Raw genomic sequence first — 21,405 nt, 5'->3', positions numbered from 1 at the left:
CTTGAAACTGCTGATTCTCGATCGCGATGGGGTCATCAACCATGACTCCGATGCCTACATCAAATCGGTCGCCGAATGGCTGCCATTGCCCGGCGCGATCGAGGCCATTGCGCAGTTGCACCAGGCCGGCTGGACGGTGGCGGTCGCCACCAACCAGTCCGGCCTGGCGCGCGGATACTACGACCTGGCCACCCTCGACGCCATGCACGAGCGCCTGCGCTCGCTGGTGGCCGAGCAGGGCGGCGAGGTCGGGCTGATCGTGCATTGTCCACATGGTCCGGATGACCATTGCACCTGCCGCAAACCGCGTCCGGGCTTGTTGCAGACCATCGCTGCGCACTACGACGTGCCTCTGGCTGGCGTCTGGTTCGTGGGTGATAGCTTGAGTGACCTGAACGCCGCAACGGCGGTGGCTGCTCAGCCGGTGCTGGTGAAAACCGGCAAAGGCCTGCGTACCCTGACCCATGAACTGCCCGAAGGGACGCTGATTTTCGATGACCTGGCGGCAGTCGCCGGGCACCTTATCCACACTTGACGGTACCCACCGCTATGTCGATCCTGCGGGCAATCAGAATCTTTGCCTTTTATCTGCTATTGGGCAGCAGCGCCTTGCTGTGGTGCACGCTGAGCTTCTTCATCGCGCCGTTCCTGTCGTTCAAGGCGCGCTACCGTTTCATCAACGTCTATTGGTGCCGCTGTGCGCTGTGGCTGACACGCGTCATGCTCGGCATCGATGTGCAGATCAAGGGTGCACACAACGTTCCCCAGACACCCTGCGTCATCGTCTCCAACCATCAGAGCACCTGGGAAACCTTTTTTCTCTCGGCCTATTTCCAGCCCCTGAGCCAGGTGCTCAAGCGTGAGCTGCTGTTCGTCCCGTTCTTTGGCTGGGCCATGGCCATGCTGCGCCCCATCGCCATCGATCGCGACAACCCCAAGTTGGCACTCAAGGAGGTTGCGAGCAAAGGGGACACCCTGTTGAAAGATGGGGTGTGGGTGCTGATCTTTCCTGAGGGTACCCGTGTTCCCTACGGCCAGATTGGCAAATTCACCCGCAGCGGCAGCGCCCTGGCGGTGAATGCTGGATTACCCGTATTGCCCATCGCTCACAACGCCGGGCGCTATTGGCCCAAGGAAGGCTGGAACAAGCACCGTGGCACCATCGAGGTGGTCATTGGTGAACCGATGTACGCCGAGGGTACAGGCCCGCGGGCCATTGCAGCCCTGAACGAGCGCGTGCAGACGTGGAATGAGCAAACCCAGCAGGCCATGGGCGCGCTGCCGGAAAAGCCCGAAATCGCACCCACACCGGTTATCTGATTTCTGTGGATAACTTGTGTATTGTTTCTCGCGTAAACTATTTGAAAACTGCGTAACCAGTTGTTGGATATACAGTTTTCCAAAGGCTATAAATCCCTGCCATTGGTGCATAAGTTTTTTGCACGGCGGTGAAAGGCTCGACTTTCGAGCCTTTCACCGCAGCGTCTAGACCTTGTCCAGATCAACGTGCCGCGTTTCCTTCAGACAGAACATCCCCACCACGAAGCTGATCCCGGTCACCAGCACCGGGTACCACAGTCCGTAGAAGATATCCCCGGTGTACACCACCAACGCGAACGAGACCGTGGGCAGAAATCCGCCGAACCAGCCGTTGCCGATGTGATAAGGCAGGGACAGTGAGGTATAGCGGATGCGCGTGGGGAAGAGTTCAACCATCACCGCTGCCAGCGGGCCATAGGTCATGGTAGCGATCAGAATCATGGCAACGATGATCAACACCACCATGGGTTGATTCACCAGGCTCGCATCGGCTTTGGCAGGGTAGCCGGCCTGGGCGATGGCAGCCCGCAACGCCGGCTCGTCATAGCCCGTGATGCGCTGCTCGCCGATCGTGATCGCTACATCGCTGCCAGCGGCTGGGGCCGAGGAATACGGCACACCCGATTTGATCAGCAACGTCTTGACCTTGTCGCAGGGGCTGTCGAATTTGGCTTTGCCCACCGGATCAAACTGGAAGGTGCAGGTGGCCGGGTCAGCCATGACCGTTACTGGCGCCGTGCGCGTGGCCTGATCGATTTGCGGATTGGCGTAATGGCTCAAGCCCTTGAACAGCGGAAAATAGGCGAAGGTTGCCAACAGCAACCCCAGCATCAGGATGGGCTTGCGTCCAATGCGGTCGGACAACCAACCGAAGAATACGAAGAACGGCGCACCGATGATCACACTGATGATCAGTAACTGGTTGGCCAGCGCCGGATCCATCTTCAACATTTGCGTCAGGAAGAACAGCACGTAGAACTGCGCGCAGTAGAAGGTCACCGCCTGCCCGGCGTTGATGCTGAACAGCGCGGTCAGCACGATCTTCAGGTTCTGCCAGGAACCGAAGGACTCCCGGATTGGTGATTTACTGGTCTTGCCCTCGGACTTCATCTTGGTGAAAGTCGGCGACTCGCTCAGGCTCAGGCGAATCCAGGTCGAGATACCCAGCAATACGATCGACAGCAGGAACGGCAGGCGCCAGCCCCAGACTTCGAACTGATCGCCGCTGATGTAGCGGCTGCCCAGCACCACCAGCAACGACAGGAGCAAGCCCAGGGTGGCGGTCGACTGGATCCAGCCGGTATGAAAACCTCGCTTGCCCTGTGGCGCATGTTCGGCCACATAGGTCGCCGCGCCACCGTACTCACCTCCCAGTGCCAGGCCCTGCAGCATGCGCAGGATCACCAGGATGATCGGCGCTGCGATGCCGATGCTGGCGTAGGTCGGCAGCAAGCCTACCGCGAAGGTCGATATCCCCATCAGAATGATGGTCATGAGAAAGGTGTACTTGCGCCCGATCATATCGCCAAGGCGTCCGAACACCAAAGCGCCGAAAGGGCGCACCAGAAAGCCTGCTGCAAATGCCATCAGGGCAAAGATGAAGGCTGTGGTCTCGTTCACTCCGGCAAAGAACTGCTTGCTGATCACCGCAGCCAGGGCGCCGTACAGAAAGAAGTCATACCATTCGAACACCGTGCCCAGAGAAGAGGCGAAGATGATCTTCTTCTCGTCTCGGTTCACGGCAGGCGCGGCCGCCGCGCCCTGTTGCAGATAATCCGCCATATTCGCATCCTCAGTGATTATTGTTGTTGTTCCACTGTTGCTTGTCCCGAGTACTCCCTGTGCTCGGTCAAATCCTTTCCGGCATTTGCAGCGATGTCGCCGGCACAGCTTGCAATGGCTGTGGATCAAGGATCATCTGCGCAGCCTTTTCGGCGATCATCACCGTCGGCGAGCAGGTATTGCCCGAGACGATTTCTGGCATGATCGACGCGTCCGCCACACGCAGGCCCTGTACGCCACGTACCTTGAGTTGCGCATCCACCACCGCGAGGGTGTCATTGCCCATGCGGCAGGTACCCGCTGGATGAAAGATAGTCGTTCCTATGCGTCCTGCCGCTGCGCGCAACGCTTCCTCACTCTGCACCTCTTCCCCTGGCAGGTATTCCTGTGGGGCAAAGCCTTGCAGTGCCGAGCCTTGAACGATCTTGCGCGTCAGGCGGATGGCATCCACGGCCACCCGAACATCCTCGGGATCGCTCAGATAATTGGGATCGATCAGCGGTGCTGCGTCCGGATCGGCAGAACTGATATCGACTCGCCCGCGACTTTTCGGGCGCAGGTTGCATACCGAAGCCGTGAACGCAGGAAACCGATGCAGCGGCTCGCCGAAGCGCTCCAGTGACAGGGGCTGTACGTGATACTGAAGGTTGGGGGAGGGCTGCTCGGGGCTTGAGCGCACGAACGCACCCAGTTGGCTGGGCGCCATGGCCAGCGGCCCACTGCGGTCGTACAGGTAGCGCACACCCATGCAGAACTTGCCCCACAGGCTGTTGGCCACCTGGTTGAGCGTGCGTGCATTGCTGACCTTGTAGACCAAACGCAGTTGCAGATGGTCCTGCAGATTGCCGCCCACCCCAGGCAGTTCGTGCTGCACCTGTATGCCGAGGCGTTCGAGCAATGGCCGCGGACCAATGCCGGAACGCTGAAGGATGGTCGGGGAGCCGATCGCGCCCGCACAGAGAATGATTTCCCTTGCAGCCTGGAACCGATGGTCCTCACCCTGCCAGCGGGCAACCACGGTGTGAGCACGGCCATCCTGCAACAGCACCTTGTCCACTCGAACGCCCGTATGGACCGTCAGGTTCGCCCGTTTGAGCGCCGGACGCAGGAACGCCTTAGTCGAGTTCCAGCGCACTCCGGCTTTCTGATTGACCTGAAAATACCCACACCCCTGATTGTCGCCGGTGTTGAAGTCATCGATGCTGGCAATCCCAGATTCGGCCGCCGCACTGCGGAACGCATCGAGAATGGGCCAGCGGTAACGCTGCTGCTCCACGCGCCACTCGCCATCGGCGCTGTGGAATTCCGAATTGCCGGCATGGTGGCTCTCGCTCTTGCGAAACAGCGGCAGGACGTCCTTCCAGCCCCAGCCCGGATTGCCCAAGGCCTCCCAGCGGTCATAGTCGCTGGACTGCCCGCGCATGTAGATCATGCCGTTGATCGACGAACAGCCGCCCAGGACCTTGCCCCGTGGGTAGTTCAGGGCACGGCCGTCGAGGCCCGGTTGCGGTTGGGTCTTGAAGCACCAGTCGGTGCGGGGGTTGCCGATGCAGAACAGGTAGCCCACCGGAATATGGATCCAGGCATAGTTGTCCCGGCCTCCAGCCTCCAGTAACAACACCTTGACCGAGGGATCGGCGGACAGTCGATTGGCAAGCAGGCAGCCTGCAGGACCGGCGCCGACAATGATGTAGTCGTAGACGGGTGAGATCGATGGCATGGTGTACTCCGCGCCGTTTTATTGTTCTTGTCGTTCCCCATGTTATTGATTAGCTTCGTGGTGAAAACGAAAGATTTCACCCAGGGGCTGAGCGTTTTCGCACAGCGCACCGCGCAGTTGATTAACAAGGGAAAATCGATGTTCGACTGGAACGACCTGCGCTTCTTTCTCGAACTGCACCGCAGCGGTCGCCTGCTGACCGCCGCCAAGCGCCTGCACACGACCCACAGCACCGTCGCGCGGCACATCGAAAGCATCGAGCGCCATCTGGGTACGCCACTGTTCGTACAGAATGCCCATGGCTATGAACTGACCCCGGCGGGGCAGACGCTGCTCAAGCATGCCGAGGCCATGGAAAACGTGGCGCTGCGCGCGCAGGAAGACATCACGCAGTCGTTCAACCCGCTGGGCAAGATCCGCCTGGGCGTGACCGAAGGGATCGGCATCGCCTTCATCACTCCTCGCATCGGTGAACTGTTCCGCCGCTACCCAGGCCTGGAAGTGGAACTGGTGGCTGTTCCACGTTTCGTCAGCATCCTCAACCGGGAAGCAGAAATCAGCGTACACCTGGAGCGTCCCAACGCCGACTTACTGATCACTCGCAAGCTCACCGATTACCACTTGGCCCTGTATGCCAGTGCCGGTTACCTCGCCACCGCGGCACCGTTGCGTAGCCGTGAGGACCTGGCGCAGCACCGCTGGATCGGCTATGTCGACGACCTGTTATTCAGTCAGGAACTGCTGATGCTCAACAGCTTCTGTCGCAACCCGGTCGTTGCCTTCCGCAGCACCAGTGTCCTGGCCCAACAGGAAGCAGCCTGTATCGGTCTCGGCATCGCTGTGCTGCCGGTGTACATGGCTGCCCATGATCCGCGCCTGGTGCGCGTATTGCCTGACGAGACCATTCAGCGCAGCTACTGGATAAGCACCCGGCGCGAGCTACACAAATCGGTGCGGCTGCGCGTGGTCTGGGATTTCCTCCTGCAACTGTGCGCCGACCAGCAAGCCACCTTACTCGGCACTTGAAGCCATGCCCGGCTCCCACAAGTGACTCAATGTTGCCGTCATGTGGGAGCGGGCTCCGCCCGCGAAAGAGGCCCTTGCAGCGTATCAGTTGCACCGAGGTGTATCGTTCGCGGGCAGAGCCCGGCTCCCACAAGGGAGAGGTGTTTTGCCTTCATGTGGGAGCGGTGTGTTGCCGTCATGTGGGAGCGGGCTCTGCCCGCGAAAGCGTCAGTCGCGTCACCACAGTTTCAGCGGGCTCAAACAACCACCGGCTGCCCACCATGAACAGCTTCTTCCGCATCGCCATGCAGGGAAATCTTCGACGTCTCGGGTAACGCCAACCCTCCCGCAAGTGCCAGCACCGACACCCCCATCAGGTAGAACGCCGGCGACAGGTTGCTCCCGGTCATGCCAATCAACCAAGTAGCCATCAACGGCGCCGTACCGCCAAACAGGGTATAGGCCAGGTTGTAGGTAATCGCCGACGCCGTGTAGCGGGTCCGGGTCGGGAAGGTTTCCGAGAGCAGCGCAGCAGTCACCACACCGCTGAGCACTGCGCCCACCGCCAGCATCATCACGCCGAACACCGAGGCGGCGAACGAACCCGAACTGGCCAGCAGGAACGAAGGGTAAACCACCGCGATCAGCAACACGCCGGTGGTGGCCACCGTCGCGCGGCGACCGACCTTATCGGAAAAAGCACCTGCCACCGGACACATCAATGCGGCGAACACCAGCGCGATCACCGAGATCAGCAATGCCGTGGCCCTGCTCAGCCCACCCACCACCTGCAGGTAGGTCGCGAAATAAGTCGTGAACATATAGAAGGAGAGGGCGGTCAGCGACACGAATGCCCCCAGGCACAGGATTGCGCCGCCATGACTTCGCAGGGTGTCCTTGAGCGGCGAATGGGCGACATCGTGATCCTGTTTAACAGCCTGGAATGCGGGGGTCTCATCCAGGCGCCAGCGCAGGTAAAGACCGACCAGGCCCAGCGGCGCCGCAATCAGGAAGGGCACGCGCCACCCCCAACTGGCCATCGCCTCGGGCGACAGCGATGCATCCAGTGCATAAGCCATGACCGCCGCACAGGCAAACGCGCTGAAAGTCGACACCGGGATAAAGCTGCCATACCAGGCACGCTGGGTACGCGGCGCGTGCTCCATGAGGTAGGCACAGGCTCCAGCGTATTCGCCTCCTGCAGAAAAACCCTGCGCGCAGCGGATCAGCGTGAGCAGGATCGGCGCGGCAATACCAATGGCGGCATAGGTAGGCAGCAAGCCGATGAGCGTCGTTGCACCAGCCATGAGCAAAATGGTCATGGCCAGCACCTTCTTGCGTCCGATCCGGTCGCCCAGCATGCCAAACACGATCCCGCCCAATGGCCGGAAAGCGAACGCCACGGCGAACACCGCAAAGGTCTTCAACAACCCCGTGGTGGCATCCCCGCTGGGAAAGAACTGCTGGGCAATCGCCGTGGCCAGAAAACCATAGACGGCAAAGTCGAACCATTCCACGAAGTTGCCCACGGCAGCCGCGCAGATCACCTTTTTCAACGTTGCGGGAGAAACCCGCCCCTCCATTGCCTGGTTCATGATCTTTACCCCTGCACAGTTGTATCGAGCGATCGATTATCCGGTGCGTGCCATCCCACGATTGCCAAAAAACGGCATTGGCGTAGTCATGGCCGCAACGCACCTGTTACAGGCCGTCGCAAGATCCAAGCCAGCGTCGCGCTTGTTTCCTGCCAGGCAAGAGACCCAAGATCAGCACCCATAAAAAAACCCCGGGCCAAAGGCACCGGGGTCTGGTTTGCCGAGCGCGTCGACCTATCAGAAGTCCAGGTTCGACACCGCTAATGCGTTGCTTTCGATGAACTCGCGACGAGGCTCGACCGCATCACCCATCAGGGTGTTGAAGATCTGGTCGGCGCCTATCGCGTCCTCGATGGTGACCTTGAGCATGCGGCGCACGCTTGGGTCCATCGTGGTTTCCCACAGCTGATCCGGGTTCATCTCACCCAGCCCTTTGTAGCGCTGGATAGTATGACGCTTGGTGCTTTCGGTCATCAGCCAGTCCAGGGCTTCCTTGAACTCGACCACAGCCTTCTTGCGCTCGCCACGTTTCACGTAGGCACCTTCATCCAGCAGACTGGCTAACTGTGCGCCCAGAGCGGTCACGGTCTTGTAGTCGTTGCTGCCGAAGAAATCGCGGTTGAAGGTGATGTAGCTGGCCAGGCCGTGGGAAGTGATCTCCACTTCCGGCAGCCAGACATTGCGCTCACGGTCTTCACGCAGGCTGGCTTTGTACACCAGGCCGGATTTCTCGCTGGTGCGCAGACGCGCATCGAACTTGGCCAACCACGCTTGCATGGCTTCGTGGTCGCCCAGTTGCTCGAGCGAAACCGCCGGCAGGTACACGAAGTGCTCGGTGAGCTCCTGCGGATACAGACGCGACAGGCGCTTGAGCGTCTTCATGACCATGCGGAAATCATTGACCAGACGCTCCAGAGCTTCACCGGAAATCCCTGGCGCCGAATCGTTGAGGTGCAGGCTCGCATCTTCCAGGGCCGACTGCGTCATGTATTCTTCCATGGCGTCGTCGTCCTTGATGTACTGCTCCTGCTTGCCCTTCTTGACCTTGTACAGCGGCGGCTGGGCAATGTAGATATAGCCGCGCTCGATCAGCTCAGGCAGCTGGCGGAAGAAGAACGTCAGCAGCAGGGTGCGAATGTGCGAACCGTCGACATCGGCATCGGTCATGATGATGATATTGTGATAGCGCAGCTTGTCGATGTTGTACTCTTCGCGACCGATACCGCAACCCAGCGCCGTGATCAGGGTGCCGACTTCCTGCGACGAAATCATCTTGTCAAAGCGCGCCTTCTCGACGTTGAGGATCTTGCCCTTGAGCGGCAGGATCGCCTGGGTCTTGCGGTTACGACCTTGCTTGGCCGAACCACCGGCGGAGTCACCCTCCACCAGATACAGTTCGGAAAGGGCAGGGTCCTTCTCCTGGCAGTCGGCCAATTTGCCTGGCAAGCCGGCGATGTCCAGAGCCCCTTTACGGCGAGTCATCTCGCGCGCTTTACGAGCCGCCTCACGAGCACGCGCGGCATCGATCATCTTGCCGACCACGGCCTTGGCTTCGTTCGGGTTTTCCAGGAGGAAGTCCGAGAAGTACTTGCCCATTTCCTGCTCGACTGCAGTCTTCACTTCGGACGAAACCAGCTTGTCCTTGGTCTGCGAGCTGAACTTGGGATCCGGAACCTTGACGGAAATGATCGCGGTCAAACCTTCACGCGCATCGTCACCGGTGGTCGAGACCTTGTTCTTCTTGGCCAGACCTTCCTGCTCGATGTAGTTGTTCAGGTTGCGCGTAAGCGCCGACCGGAAACCCACCAGGTGAGTCCCGCCATCGCGCTGTGGAATGTTGTTGGTGAAGCACAGCAGGTTTTCGTTGAAGCTGTCGTTCCACTGCAGGGCAACTTCCACGCCCACGCCATCATCGCGCTGCACGTTGAAATGGAAGACCTGATTCACAGCTGTCTTGTTGGTATTCAAGTACTCGACAAACGCACGCAAACCGCCTTCGTATTTGAACAGCTCTTCTTTGCCGCTGCGCTCGTCCTTCAGCAGAATGCCAACACCGGAGTTCAGGAACGACAGCTCACGGATCCGCTTCGCCAGAATGTCCCAGCTGAAGTGAATGTTCTTGAAGGTTTCAGCCGACGGCTTGAAGTGAATCTTGGTGCCAGTGGTCTCGCTGTCGCCGACGATCTTCATCGGTTCCTGTGGCACGCCGTGCACGTAGAACTGCTCCCACAACTTGCCAGCGCGGCGCACGGTCAGTTGCAGACCTTCGGACAGGGCGTTCACCACGGACACACCCACGCCGTGCAAACCACCCGACACCTTGTAGGAGTTGTCATCGAACTTACCGCCAGCGTGCAGTACGGTCATGATGACCTCGGCTGCAGATACGCCTTCTTCCTTATGCACGTCCACGGGAATACCGCGGCCGTTGTCGGTCACGGAAATGGATTCGTCAGGATGAATGGTGACGGTGATTTCGTCACAGTGACCAGCCAGGGCTTCGTCGATGGAGTTGTCCACCACCTCGAAGACCATGTGGTGCAAGCCGCTACCATCATCGGTGTCGCCGATGTACATACCGGGACGTTTGCGTACGGCATCAAGCCCTTTCAACACCTTGATGCTGGAGGAGTCGTACGTTTGATTCTCGCTCATGCCTTCACTCCCGATGATCGTGGGTCTGGGTAATACTGCCTTGTTCCACGTGGAACAAAGCAACTGGCGTTTCCGTCTGCCAGCCTTCCCTCAATAATTCGTGGTCTACGCAGGTGATGAACACCTGGCAGCGTAAGTCTTCAAGCAAGCGGCACAATGCGCGACGGTGCTGTTCATCCAGCTCGGACGGCAAGTCGTCTACCAGATAGATGCATTGACCGCGGCGGGCTTGGCCTACCAGATGGCCTTGGGCAATACGAAGTGCGCACACCACGAGCTTCTGTTGACCGCGCGACAAGATGTCGGCCGCGTTGTGGGCGCCCATTCGCAATCGAAGGTCAGCACGCTGAGGTCCAGCCTGGGTATGTCCCATCTGCTGATCTCTCAACAAGGACCCTGCCAGGACATCTGCGAGTTCGCGATCCTTGTCCCAGCCTCGGTAATAGCTCAGTGTAAGACCTTCCAGCTTCAACAACTCTGCGAGTGTCTGTTCAAACACTGGCTTGAGCGCTTTGATATAAGCGCGCCGATAGTCGTCGATTTCAGCGCTGGCAAGGCAGAGTTCACGGTCCCATGCCGCTTGCGAAGCAACGTCAAGTGTACCATGCCGAAGCCATGAGTTCCGTTGCTTCAGGGCCTTCTGCAACCGCTGCCAGGTGGACATGAATCGAGGTTCCACGTGGAACACTCCCCAATCGAGAAACTGTCGACGGATCTTCGGAGCCCCCTCGAGTAGTCGAAAGCTATCGGGGTTGATCAGCTGCAAGGGCAATATCTGTGCAAGCTGCGCCGCGCTCCGGGCGTTCTGGCCGTCGATACGAATAGTGAAATCACCCTGTCTTTCCCGTGAGATACCCAGGTTGCTATGCCCGCCTTCAGCCAACTCAACCTGGCCGAATACCGTCGCAGTGGCTTGCTCGTGCTGAATGATCGGTACCAGACGCGTACTGCGAAACGATCGGGCAAGACCCAACAGGTGAATGGCTTCCAGCACGCTGGTTTTGCCACTGCCGTTGGCGCCGTAGAGGATATTGATACGCGGGGAGGGGGAGAAGGTCACCGGGTGCAGGTTGCGCACCGCGGTGACTGTAACGCGGGTCAGGGACATTCAGGTGGCTGTCAGAGGCGCATCGGCATGACGACGTATGCCGAGTCGTCGTTGTCGGATTCCTGGACCAGAGCGCTGCTGTTGGAGTCAGACAGGATCAGGCGAACCTGCTCGGTTGTCATCACTCCCAGCACGTCGAGCAGATAGCTGACGTTGAAGCCGATTTCCAGCGCGCCGCCGTTGTAGTCCACGGCCACTTCCTCTTCCGCTTCTTCCTGTTCAGGGTTGTTGGCCTGGATCTTCAACTGACCGGCCGCCAGCTGCAGGCGGATGCCGCGATACTTTTCGTTGGACAGGATCGCGGTGCGGCTGAAGGCCTCACGCAGTGCCTGACGATCACCCAGTACCAGCTTGTCGCCACCTTTGGGCAGCACACGCTCATAGTCAGGGAATTTGCCGTCGACCAGCTTGGAGGTGAAGGTGAACTCACCCGTAGTTGCGCGGATGTGATGCTGGCCCAGCACGATGCTGACATTGCCGTCGGGCTCGGTCAGCAGACGGGCCAGTTCCAGAATGCCCTTGCGCGGCACGATGACCTGATGGCGGTCGGCTTGACCAATATCGGCCTGCATCGAGCACATGGCCAGCCGATGGCCGTCGGTGGCGACTGCTCGGATGATGCCGGCCGATACTTCCAGCAGCATGCCATTGAGGTAATAGCGCACGTCCTGCTGGGCCATGGCGAAGCTGGTGCGTTCGATCAGGCGACGCAGCTTGCTCTGCACCAGGCTGCAGGTCAGCGAACCCGGGCCTTCTTCGACGGTAGGGAAGTCATTGGCCGGCAGCGTCGACAAGGTGAATCGACTGCGCCCGGCCTTGACCACGACCTTCTGCTCATCGACCTTGATGTCGATCAGCGCGTCGTTGGGCAGGCTCTTGCAGATGTCCATCAACTTGCGCGCAGGCACGGTGATCTCGCCAGGCTCGGCCGGCTCTTCCAGCTGCACGCGGCCAACCAGTTCCACTTCCAGGTCCGTACCGGTCAGAGACAGCTGCTGCCCCTGAACCACCAGAAGGACGTTGGAAAGCACAGGCAAGGTCTGGCGGCGTTCGACGACGCCTGCGACCAGTTGCAGGGGTTTCAACAGGGCTTCGCGTTGAATGGTGAAATGCATGGTCTAGTCCCTTGCCTCAAAAGCTGCGTAGTGAATGTTCACGTGGTCAGTGTACGCAGCAGGTTCTTGTAGTCCTCGCGGATATCCGCGTCGGATTCCTTGAGTTCGTTGATCTTGCGGCACGCGTGCAGCACGGTGGTGTGATCGCGCCCACCAAACACATCGCCGATTTCCGGCAGGCTGTGGTTGGTCAATTCCTTGGACAGCGCCATTGCCACCTGCCGTGGTCGGGCCACCGAGCGCGAACGGCGCTTGGAAAGCAGATCGGAAATCTTGATCTTGTAGTACTCGGCCACCGTTCGCTGGATGTTATCCACACTCACCAGCTTGTCCTGCAGTGCCAGCAGGTCCTTGAGCGACTCGCGGATCAGCTCGATGGTGATTTCGCGACCCATGAAGTGGGAGTGCGCAATGACCCGCTTGAGTGCGCCTTCCAGTTCGCGGACGTTGGAACGGATGCGCTGGGCGATGAAGAACGCCGCGTCATGAGGCAGCTCGACCTTGGCCTGGTCCGCCTTCTTCATGAGGATGGCGACACGGGTTTCCAGCTCGGGCGGCTCGACAGCAACGGTCAGACCCCAGCCGAAGCGTGATTTCAACCGCTCCTCGAGGCCTTCGATTTCCTTGGGGTAGCGATCGCTGGTGAGGATGACCTGCTGGCCGCCTTCCAACAAAGCGTTGAAGGTGTGGAAGAACTCCTCCTGAGAGCGTTCCTTGCGCGCGAAGAACTGGATATCGTCGATCAGCAACGCATCGACCGATCGGTAGAAGCGCTTGAATTCGTTGATCGCGTTCAACTGCAACGCCTTGACCATGTCTGCAACGAACCGCTCGGAATGCAGGTAAACCACCTTGGCATTCGGATTCTTCTTGAGCAGGTGGTTACCCACAGCGTGCATCAAGTGCGTCTTACCCAGGCCGACCCCCCCATAAAGGAACAGCGGGTTGTAGCCATGCTTGGGATTGTCCGCCACCTGCCAGGCAGCCGCGCGTGCCAGCTGGTTGGATTTACCTTCCACGAAGTTTTCGAAGGTAAAGGTGCGGTTCAGATAACTGGTGTGCTTGAGCGCACCTTCTACCTGGACAGTGCGTTGCTCGGAACGCACGGGTGCCGGCTGCGAGCTGGCACCGGCCATGGGGTCGAAACTGTCCCGCGAGGGTTCTTCGCTGGCCACTGAAGGCTTGGCAACGGCTTCTACAGGCGCTGCCGCAGGTGCGGCCGCCACCGGGGCGGCCTGCACCTGGTTCGCGGCTGCAGCGGCTGCCAGCGGCGCGTTGGGGGCCGCGCGAGGCGTCGAGCTGCGACGGCTGCCGATCAGCAACGAAAGTGCCGGCGCCAGGCCATTGCCGTGTTCACCCAAAAGTTCGAGGAGACGCGTCAGGTATTTCTCGTTGACCCAGTCCAGCACGAATCGGTTAGGCGCATAGACGCGCAACTCGTCGCCTTCGGCTTCGACCTGTAGCGGACGGATCCAGGTGTTGAATTGCTGGGCAGGCAGTTCATCGCGCAGGAGTTCCACGCACTGCTGCCAAAGTTCCACTGACACAGGTATCCCCTGAATTGAAAGCCGGCAAGGCAAAAACAACGGCCATTGTACCGGCGCTCCGCACACTTATCCACATGTAGGTCGGGTCCGCTGCCTCTGCCGCACGTAAAAACACAACGTCAATGCCTTGAAAACCTATCTGTGAGCTCTGTGGATAACCCGTCTTGAGATCTATGCACAAGTAGGGGTTGAGCTCTGTGTATAACTCACCTGTGGATATCCATCGATTTAATCCACAGGTTGTGCGGAGCAATGACACAGGCGCAGCCCATCTTCTGGACAGGGTTGCGGATCTCCAGAACGCCCTGTGACTAAGGCCTCCAGATGGTTATCCACAGATATTGGCCGCTCTAAGATCTATAAGCATTACAGAAAAGCTTTAAATAAGTCCCTTCTCTATTTTTATATTTGATCGCCTGAATCGTCCAACCCATCCTCCTGAGAAGGCACCGGCAATGAAGGCTCCCAATCCCCGACCTGCGTTCTTCAGTCCCCCTCTATCTGAGCAAAGGGGCCAAAAAGTAATAGTTGGTTGGAAATTGACCTTCTGCCGCGCTTTCACTAGAATCGCCGGTCTCTTAAAACGGGGTCCATTCCGGCCCGTTGTGGACGAACCAGGTAACAACCATGAAACGTACTTTCCAACCCAGCACCATCAAGCGCGCTCGCACCCACGGTTTCCGTGCTCGCATGGCTACCAAGAACGGCCGTACCGTCCTGTCGCGTCGTCGCGCCAAGGGCCGCAAGCGTCTGGCAGTTTGATCCTTCGGCACGGGTGGTGAGTCAGGACTACGGTCGGGAAAAGCGTCTGCTGACAGCCCGGCATTTCAAAGCAGTCTTCGACTCGCCATCTGGCAAGGTACCCGGCAAGAACCTGCTGCTCCTTGCGCGTGAGAACGGCCTCGAACATCCCCGTCTGGGGCTGGTCATCGGTAAAAAGAGCGTCAAGCTCGCCGTTCAGCGCAATCGCTTGAAACGCTTGATGCGTGACTCGTTCCGTCTGCACCAGGGCATCCTGGCGGGCTGGGACATCGTCATCGTCGCGCGTAAAGGTTTGGGCGACGTGGAAAACCCTGAATTGCATGAGCATTTTGGCAAGCTCTGGAAGCGCCTCGCACGTAACCGGCCCGCTCCAGTGGTGAAGACCGAACCTGCAGGAGTGGACAGTCAAGATGCGTAAACTGGCAATCGTTCCGATCCAGTTCTACCGCTACGCCATCAGCCCTCTCATGGCGAATCACTGTCGTTTTTACCCCAGTTGCTCTTGCTACGCGCTCGAAGCCATCGAAATCCACGGCCTCTTGCGTGGAAGCTGGCTGACCGTTCGTCGCCTTGGCCGCTGTCACCCATGGAATGCCGGTGGTTTCGACCCGGTTCCAGACGCCCCATCACCCCGTTCTTCTTCGATAGCCGAGTAATCATGGATATTAAACGCACGATCCTGATCGTCGCCCTGGCAGTCGTGGCCTACGTCATGGTCCTGAAATGGAACCAGGATTACGGTCAAGCCGCCTTGCCGACTCAGAATGTGGCTACCCAGAACCCGACGCCGGCGTTGCCGGAAACGGTACCGGGCACCAACACTCAAGCCAGTGCCGATGTACCCAGCGCCAATCCTGATGCCAATCTGCCTGTGCCGACCCCTGTTGTGGTCAGCAAGGACCTGATCTGGGTCAAGACCGACGTGCTCAACTTCGCTATCGACCCTACCGGTGGTGATATCGTCCAGCTGAACCTGCCCGAGTACCCTCGTCGCCAGGACATGCCGAACATTCCGTTCCAATTGTTCGACAACGGTGGTGAGCTGACCTACCTGGCCCAGAGTGGCCTGACCGGTACGAACGGCCCGGACGCGCGTCCAAGCGGACGTCCTGTGTACAGTGCTTCGCAGAAAAGTTATCAACTGGCTGACGGCCAGAACCAGCTCGTGGTCGACCTGACCTACAGCGACAATGGTGTGAACTACCTCAAGCGCTTCACCGTCGATCGCGGTGAGTACGACCTGAAAGTCAGCTACCTTGTGGATAACCAGAGCGCGCAGAACTGGAGCGGCAACATGTTCGCCCAGCTCAAGCGCGACAACAGCTCCGATCCTTCGTCGACCACGGCCACCGGTACCGCGACCTATCTGGGCGCAGCCCTGTGGACAAGTGGCGAGCCGTACAAGAAAGTGTCGATGAAAGACATGGACAAGGCCGGCCTCAAGGAAACCGTACAGGGCGGCTGGGTCGCCTGGCTGCAGCATTACTTCGTGACTGCCTGGATCCCTGCTGCCGGTGACAGCAACAATGTCATGACGCGCAAGGACAACCAGGGCAACTACATCATTGGCTACACCGGCCCTACGCTGTCGGCAGCGCCAGGTGGCAAGGTTGAAACCACAGCCACGCTGTACGCCGGTCCCAAGGTTCAGGACAAGCTCAAGGAGTTGTCCCCAGGTCTGGAGCTGACCGTCGACTACGGCATCCTGTGGTTCATCGCTCAACCGATCTTCTGGTTGCTCAAACATATCCACGCGATCCTGGGGAACTGGGGCTTCTCGATCATCTGCCTGACCATCCTGATCAAGCTGCTGTTCTTCCCGCTGTCGGCCGCCAGCTACAAGTCGATGGCGCGCATGCGTGCCGTAGCGCCGAAACTGGCTGCCCTCAAGGAACAGCATGGCGATGACCGGCAGAAAATGTCCCAGGCCATGATGGAGCTGTACAAGAAAGAGAAGATCAATCCACTGGGCGGCTGCCTGCCGATCCTGGTGCAGATGCCGGTCTTCCTTTCCCTGTACTGGGTATTGCTGGAAAGCGTCGAGATGCGTCAGGCACCTTGGTTGCTGTGGATAACCGACCTGTCGATCAAGGATCCGTACTTCATCCTGCCGATCATCATGGGTGCGACCATGTTCATCCAGCAGCGCTTGAACCCGACGCCTCCGGATCCGATGCAGGCCAAGGTGATGAAGATGATGCCGATCGTGTTCACCTTCTTCTTCCTGTGGTTCCCAGCAGGTCTGGTGCTGTACTGGGTGACCAACAACACCCTGTCGATTGCCCAGCAGTGGTACATCACGCGCAGCATCGAGAAAGCCGCGGCAAACAAACCTGCCGTCTGACGGGTTGCTCGACTAACCTGTGAACAAAGCGCCCCCTCGTGGGGCGTTTTGCTATCTGAAATTCGACCGGAGTACCTGCATGAACGTCGTTCGCGAAACCATCGCTGCCATTGCCACGGCCCAGGGTCGAGGCGGAGTAGGGATCGTACGCATCTCCGGGCCGCTGGCCAGCCAGGCCGCTCAGGCTATCATCGGCCGCGTGCCGACCCCTCGTCATGCGCACTATGGCCCGATGCTCGATGCGCAGTCCCAGGTCATCGATGAAGGGCTGGGCCTTTACTTTCCAGGGCCCAACTCGTTCACCGGCGAAGATGTACTGGAGCTGCAGGGTCATGGTGGACCCGTGGTGATGGACATGCTGCTGCAGCGCTGCCTGGAACTGGGCTGCCGCCTGGCACGTCCCGGCGAGTTCAGCGAGCGGGCCTTTCTCAACGACAAGCTGGACCTGGCTCAGGCCGAGGCCATTGCCGATCTCATCGAAGCAAGCTCTGCCCAGGCGGCACGCAACGCAGTACGTTCGTTGCAGGGGGCTTTCTCCCGGCGTGTGGATAACTTGACCGAGCAGCTCATCGCGCTGCGGATCTATGTGGAAGCTGCCATCGACTTTCCCGAGGAGGAAATCGACTTCCTTGCCGATGGCCATGTGTTGAGCATGCTCGACAAGGTTCGCAGCGAGTTATCCACCGTACTGCGCGAAGCCGGGCAGGGTGCCTTGCTGCGTGACGGGATGAACGTGGTAATCGCTGGCCGGCCGAATGCCGGCAAGTCCAGCCTGCTCAATCTGCTGGCCGGGCGTGAAGCGGCCATTGTCACTGACATCGCCGGTACCACTCGTGACGTGTTGCGCGAACATATCCACATCGACGGCATGCCGCTGCATGTGATCGATACTGCCGGATTGCGTACCACCCTCGATGAAGTCGAGCAGATCGGCGTCCAGCGCGCGCTGAAGGCCATTGCCGAAGCCGACCGTATCCTGCTGGTGGTGGACGCGACGTCTGCCGAGGCGGCCGATCCCTTCGCGGTCTGGCCGGAGTTTCTGGAGCTCACGCCCGACATCGGCAAGGTCACGGTGATTCGCAACAAGGCGGATCTGAGTGGTGAAGCGATCGGTATCCAGCATGACGACGACGGTCACGTGACCTTGAGTCTCACAGCCAAGGGAACTGGCCAAGGCCTTGAACTGCTGCGTGACCATCTCAAAGCCTGCATGGGTTACGAGCAGACAGCCGAGAGCAGTTTCAGCGCCCGTCGACGTCATCTGGAAGCCTTGCGGCATGCGGGTGATCATCTTGACCATGGGCGTGATCAGCTGACGCTGGTGGGCGCGGGCGAGCTCCTGGCTGAAGACTTGCGCCTGGCCCAACATGCGCTGGGGGAAATCACCGGTGCATTCAGTTCGGACGACCTGCTGGGGCGCATTTTCTCGAGCTTCTGCATCGGTAAGTAGATCTCCCGATATCCATGCAGCGCTGCATGGACTCATCAAGAGCCACCTTACGAGGTGGCTTTTTTTTATACACGCTTCAGGAGCCCTGTGGACAACCCCAGCTGAGCTAGGTTGATAAGCAGGTCCGAAAGCTGATGATAAATGCCGCTGTGGGTAAGCGCAGCTGTTACCCACAGGTTAATTTGGGTTATACACCGAGCTGACAGGCACCTGATCACAACCTTTAATTTCCCTGTACACGTTGTCGATACAGGCTTACAGAGCTTTATCCACAGATACGGTGTTGCCTAGTAATAAACATAAAAACAAAGCTTTAATAAATCTCTCTCTTTTAATTTCTATTACCGACGCTATCCACAGCTGGTTATTTTTTGTGCAGAAGGGTTCTTTAGCCAAGGCAAATTCCCTATACTGCGCAGCTATCCCAATTACCCACATAGAACAGGCACGAGGTGCGTGGTGGATTTCCCTTCCCGTTTTGAAGTGATCGTCATCGGCGGCGGTCATGCCGGTACCGAGGCAGCACTGGCCTCAGCACGCATGGGTGCAAAGACCCTGCTGTTGACGCACAACGTGGAAACCCTCGGTGCCATGAGTTGCAACCCGGCCATCGGCGGCATCGGCAAGAGCCATCTGGTCAAGGAGATCGATGCGCTCGGCGGTGCCATGGCGCTGGCCACCGACAAGGGTGGCATTCAGTTTCGCGTGCTCAACAACCGCAAAGGCCCGGCGGTGCGGGCTACCCGTGCGCAGGCCGACCGCGTTCTGTACAAGGCTGCCATTCGCGAGATTCTCGAGAATCAGCCCAACCTGTGGATATTCCAGCAGCCGGCCGACGACCTGATCGTCGAGCAGGACGAGGTCAAGGGAGTAGTCACCCAGATGGGCCTTCGTTTCATGGCCGATTCCGTGGTGCTCACCACCGGAACCTTCCTGGGCGGACTTATCCACATCGGTTTGCAGAATTATTCGGGTGGCCGTGCCGGCGACCCGCCATCGATCGCGTTAGCCCATCGTCTGCGTGAGCTGCCGCTGCGGGTAGGTCGTTTGAAGACCGGTACACCACCGCGTATCGACGGCAAGTCGGTCGATTTCTCGGTCATGACCGAACAGCCGGGCGATACACCCATTCCGGTGATGTCGTTCATGGGGTCCAAGGCGCTGCACCCGCGTCAGGTCAGTTGCTGGATCACCCACACCAACGCGCGCACCCATGAAATCATCGCCGCCAACCTCGATCGCTCGCCGATGTACTCGGCTGCCGGGGAAATCGAAGGGGTGGGTCCACGGTACTGCCCGTCGATCGAAGACAAGATCCACCGCTTCGCCGACAAGCAGAGCCATCAGGTGTTCATCGAGCCCGAAGGGCTGACCACCCACGAGCTGTACCCCAACGGTATTTCCACGTCCTTGCCGTTCGACGTGCAGTTGCAGATCGTGCGTTCGATTCGCGGCATGGAAAACGCGCACATCATGCGACCCGGCTATGCCATCGAATACGATTACTTCGATCCGCGTGATCTCAAGTACAGCCTGGAAACCAAGGTGATCGCCGGATTGTTCTTCGCCGGGCAGATCAACGGCACCACGGGTTACGAAGAGGCCGGCGCCCAAGGTCTGCTGGCTGGCGCGAACGCCGCACTTCGCGCCCAGGGCAAAGAGGCCTGGTGTCCACGCCGCGACGAGGCGTACATCGGCGTCCTGGTCGACGACCTGATTACCCTGGGAACCCAGGAACCGTACCGGATGTTCACCTCGCGAGCCGAGTATCGACTGATCCTGCGCGAAGACAACGCCGACCTGCGCCTGACCGAAAAGGGCCGTGAACTGGGTCTGGTCGATGACGCTCGCTGGGCGGCCTTCAGTGCCAAGCGCGAAGCGATCGAAATCGAGGAACAACGGCTCAAGAGCACCTGGGTACGCCCCAACACCGCTCAGGGGAATGCCGTCGCCGAGAAGTTCGGTACGCCGTTGACCCATGAATACAACCTGCTTAACCTGCTCAGCCGCCCCGAGATCGACTATGTCGGTCTGGTCGAAGTCACCGGCGGCGGAGCGCATGATCCACAGGTGGCCGAACAGGTCGAGATCAAGACCAAGTACGCGGGTTACATCGATCGTCAGCAGGACGAGATCGCTCGGCTGCGCGCCAGCGAGGACACCCGCCTGCCTGTGGATATCGACTATGCCGGGATCTCCGGGCTGTCCAAGGAGATTCAGGGCAAGCTGGGCGCGACCCGCCCCGAAACCCTCGGTCAGGCATCGCGCATCCCGGGCGTCACGCCTGCAGCCATTTCGCTGTTGATGATTCACCTGAAAAAACGCGGCGCAGGCCGCGAGTTGGAGCAAAGCGCTTGAGTTCCATGGTCACCGAACAACACCGCGAAGAGTTGTCCACAGGCGCCCGGCAATTGGGTGTCGAATTGTCCGAGGGCCAGCGCGAACAGCTGCTGGCCTATCTGGCCCTGTTGATCAAATGGAACAAGGCTTACAACCTGACGGCAGTGCGCAATCCTGACGAGATGGTGTCACGGCACCTGCTCGACAGCCTGAGCATTCTTGCGCACCTGGGTAATGCCCAGCGTTGGCTCGATGTCGGCAGCGGCGGCGGCATGCCGGGTATTCCCCTGGCGATCATGTTTCCCGAGAAACACATCGCCACCCTCGACAGCAATGGCAAGAAGACCCGTTTCCAGACTCAGGTGAAGCTGGAACTGGGACTCGCCAATCTTCAGGTTATCCACAGCCGCGCCGAAACGTTCGTACCCGAGCAGCCCTTCGACGGCATCGTTTCCCGCGCCTTCAGCAGCCTGCACGACTTCGCTCACTGGACACGCCACCTGGGCGACAGCGATACGCGCTGGTTGGCGATGAAAGGGCTGCATCCGGCCGACGAACTGGTAGCATTGCCAGCGGACTTCCACCTCGATAGCGAACACGCCCTGGCCGTACCCGGTTGCCAAGGCCAACGCCATCTGCTGATACTGCGCCGCACGGCATGA

17 protein-coding genes are annotated in these 21,405 nt (G+C 59.3%); 10 read left to right on the top strand and 7 right to left on the bottom strand.

Annotated elements, in window-relative coordinates; all coding sequences use genetic code 11:
* Position 1 precedes the first annotated feature (1 nt).
* Both gmhB and ASF66_RS18260 read left to right on the top strand, forming a co-directional pair.
* The gene (gene gmhB / locus ASF66_RS18265; RefSeq protein ID WP_056844852.1) at positions 2–535 is read left to right on the top strand and encodes a D-glycero-beta-D-manno-heptose 1,7-bisphosphate 7-phosphatase; all 534 of its coding nucleotides are present in this window, start codon (positions 2–4) and stop codon (positions 533–535) included.
* 14 nt (positions 536–549) lie between these two features.
* Positions 550–1,320 carry a lysophospholipid acyltransferase family protein gene (locus ASF66_RS18260; protein WP_056844851.1) on the top strand — a complete coding sequence of 257 codons (771 nt, stop codon included), beginning with the start codon at positions 550–552 and terminating at the stop codon, positions 1,318–1,320.
* A gap of 165 nt (positions 1,321–1,485) precedes the next feature.
* On the opposite strand, the gene ASF66_RS18255 is transcribed toward ASF66_RS18260, so the two are convergent.
* Positions 1,486–3,102: an MFS transporter gene (locus tag ASF66_RS18255; protein WP_056844850.1), complete on the bottom strand. Its 1,617-nt coding sequence runs from the start codon at positions 3,100–3,102 to the stop codon at positions 1,486–1,488.
* Positions 3,103–3,169: 67 nt separating this feature from the next.
* The gene (locus ASF66_RS18250) at positions 3,170–4,822 is read right to left on the bottom strand and encodes a GMC family oxidoreductase (RefSeq protein WP_056844849.1); all 1,653 of its coding nucleotides are present in this window, start codon (positions 4,820–4,822) and stop codon (positions 3,170–3,172) included.
* Between the two features lie 138 nt (positions 4,823–4,960).
* On the opposite strand from ASF66_RS18250, the gene ASF66_RS18245 reads away from it, so the two are divergent.
* Entirely contained in the window at positions 4,961–5,848 is an 888-nt protein-coding gene (locus ASF66_RS18245; RefSeq protein WP_056844915.1) for a LysR family transcriptional regulator, read from the top strand.
* 236 nt (positions 5,849–6,084) lie between these two features.
* Here ASF66_RS18245 and ASF66_RS18240 read toward each other — a convergent pair whose 3' ends face one another.
* The 5 genes from ASF66_RS18240 to dnaA all read right to left on the bottom strand — a co-directional run bounded on the left by ASF66_RS18240 (position 6,085) and on the right by dnaA (position 13,847).
* Positions 6,085–7,422: an MFS transporter gene (locus ASF66_RS18240; RefSeq protein ID WP_056844848.1), complete on the bottom strand. Its 1,338-nt coding sequence runs from the start codon at positions 7,420–7,422 to the stop codon at positions 6,085–6,087.
* 237 nt (positions 7,423–7,659) lie between these two features.
* Positions 7,660–10,077: a DNA topoisomerase (ATP-hydrolyzing) subunit B gene (gyrB, locus tag ASF66_RS18235; protein ID WP_049860462.1), complete on the bottom strand. Its 2,418-nt coding sequence runs from the start codon at positions 10,075–10,077 to the stop codon at positions 7,660–7,662.
* A gap of 4 nt (positions 10,078–10,081) precedes the next feature.
* On the bottom strand, positions 10,082–11,185 hold the full coding sequence (gene recF, locus ASF66_RS18230) for a DNA replication/repair protein RecF (RefSeq protein ID WP_056844847.1): 1,104 nt from the start codon (positions 11,183–11,185) through the stop codon (positions 10,082–10,084).
* Between the two features lie 11 nt (positions 11,186–11,196).
* Entirely contained in the window at positions 11,197–12,300 is a 1,104-nt protein-coding gene (gene dnaN, locus ASF66_RS18225; RefSeq protein WP_049860460.1) for a DNA polymerase III subunit beta, read from the bottom strand.
* 38 nt (positions 12,301–12,338) lie between these two features.
* Positions 12,339–13,847, bottom strand: coding sequence for a chromosomal replication initiator protein DnaA (dnaA, locus tag ASF66_RS18220; protein ID WP_056844846.1), 1,509 nt, complete (start codon positions 13,845–13,847; stop codon positions 12,339–12,341).
* A 627-nt stretch (positions 13,848–14,474) separates the two neighbouring features.
* On the opposite strand from dnaA, the gene rpmH reads away from it, so the two are divergent.
* The 7 genes from rpmH to rsmG all read left to right on the top strand — a co-directional run bounded on the left by rpmH (position 14,475) and on the right by rsmG (position 21,405).
* Positions 14,475–14,609, top strand: a complete 135-nt coding sequence (gene rpmH, locus ASF66_RS18215; RefSeq protein ID WP_043192020.1) for a 50S ribosomal protein L34 — start codon at positions 14,475–14,477, stop codon at positions 14,607–14,609.
* A gap of 13 nt (positions 14,610–14,622) precedes the next feature.
* On the top strand, positions 14,623–15,027 hold the full coding sequence (rnpA, locus tag ASF66_RS18210; protein ID WP_043192022.1) for a ribonuclease P protein component: 405 nt from the start codon (positions 14,623–14,625) through the stop codon (positions 15,025–15,027).
* Positions 15,020–15,265: a membrane protein insertion efficiency factor YidD gene (yidD, locus tag ASF66_RS22205; protein WP_082223633.1), complete on the top strand. Its 246-nt coding sequence runs from the start codon at positions 15,020–15,022 to the stop codon at positions 15,263–15,265. The genes rnpA and yidD overlap by 8 nt, the downstream gene beginning before the upstream one ends.
* A 2-nt stretch (positions 15,266–15,267) precedes the next feature.
* Positions 15,268–16,953, top strand: coding sequence for a membrane protein insertase YidC (gene yidC, locus ASF66_RS18205; RefSeq protein ID WP_056844845.1), 1,686 nt, complete (start codon positions 15,268–15,270; stop codon positions 16,951–16,953).
* Between the two features lie 79 nt (positions 16,954–17,032).
* The gene (gene mnmE / locus ASF66_RS18200; protein WP_056844844.1) at positions 17,033–18,403 is read left to right on the top strand and encodes a tRNA uridine-5-carboxymethylaminomethyl(34) synthesis GTPase MnmE; all 1,371 of its coding nucleotides are present in this window, start codon (positions 17,033–17,035) and stop codon (positions 18,401–18,403) included.
* 459 nt (positions 18,404–18,862) lie between these two features.
* Positions 18,863–20,761 carry a tRNA uridine-5-carboxymethylaminomethyl(34) synthesis enzyme MnmG gene (gene mnmG, locus ASF66_RS18195; protein WP_056844843.1) on the top strand — a complete coding sequence of 633 codons (1,899 nt, stop codon included), beginning with the start codon at positions 18,863–18,865 and terminating at the stop codon, positions 20,759–20,761.
* Positions 20,758–21,405: a 16S rRNA (guanine(527)-N(7))-methyltransferase RsmG gene (rsmG, locus tag ASF66_RS18190; RefSeq protein ID WP_049860454.1), complete on the top strand. Its 648-nt coding sequence runs from the start codon at positions 20,758–20,760 to the stop codon at positions 21,403–21,405. Before mnmG ends, rsmG begins: the two co-directional genes overlap by 4 nt.

It is taken from the genome of Pseudomonas sp. Leaf129 (assembly GCF_001423465.1).
In the GTDB taxonomy this organism is placed as follows: Bacteria; Pseudomonadota; Gammaproteobacteria; order Pseudomonadales; family Pseudomonadaceae; genus Aquipseudomonas; species Aquipseudomonas coleopterorum.
The sequence above is the reverse complement of the archived record's forward strand: the minus strand, read 5'-3'. Positions and strand labels throughout refer to the sequence as shown.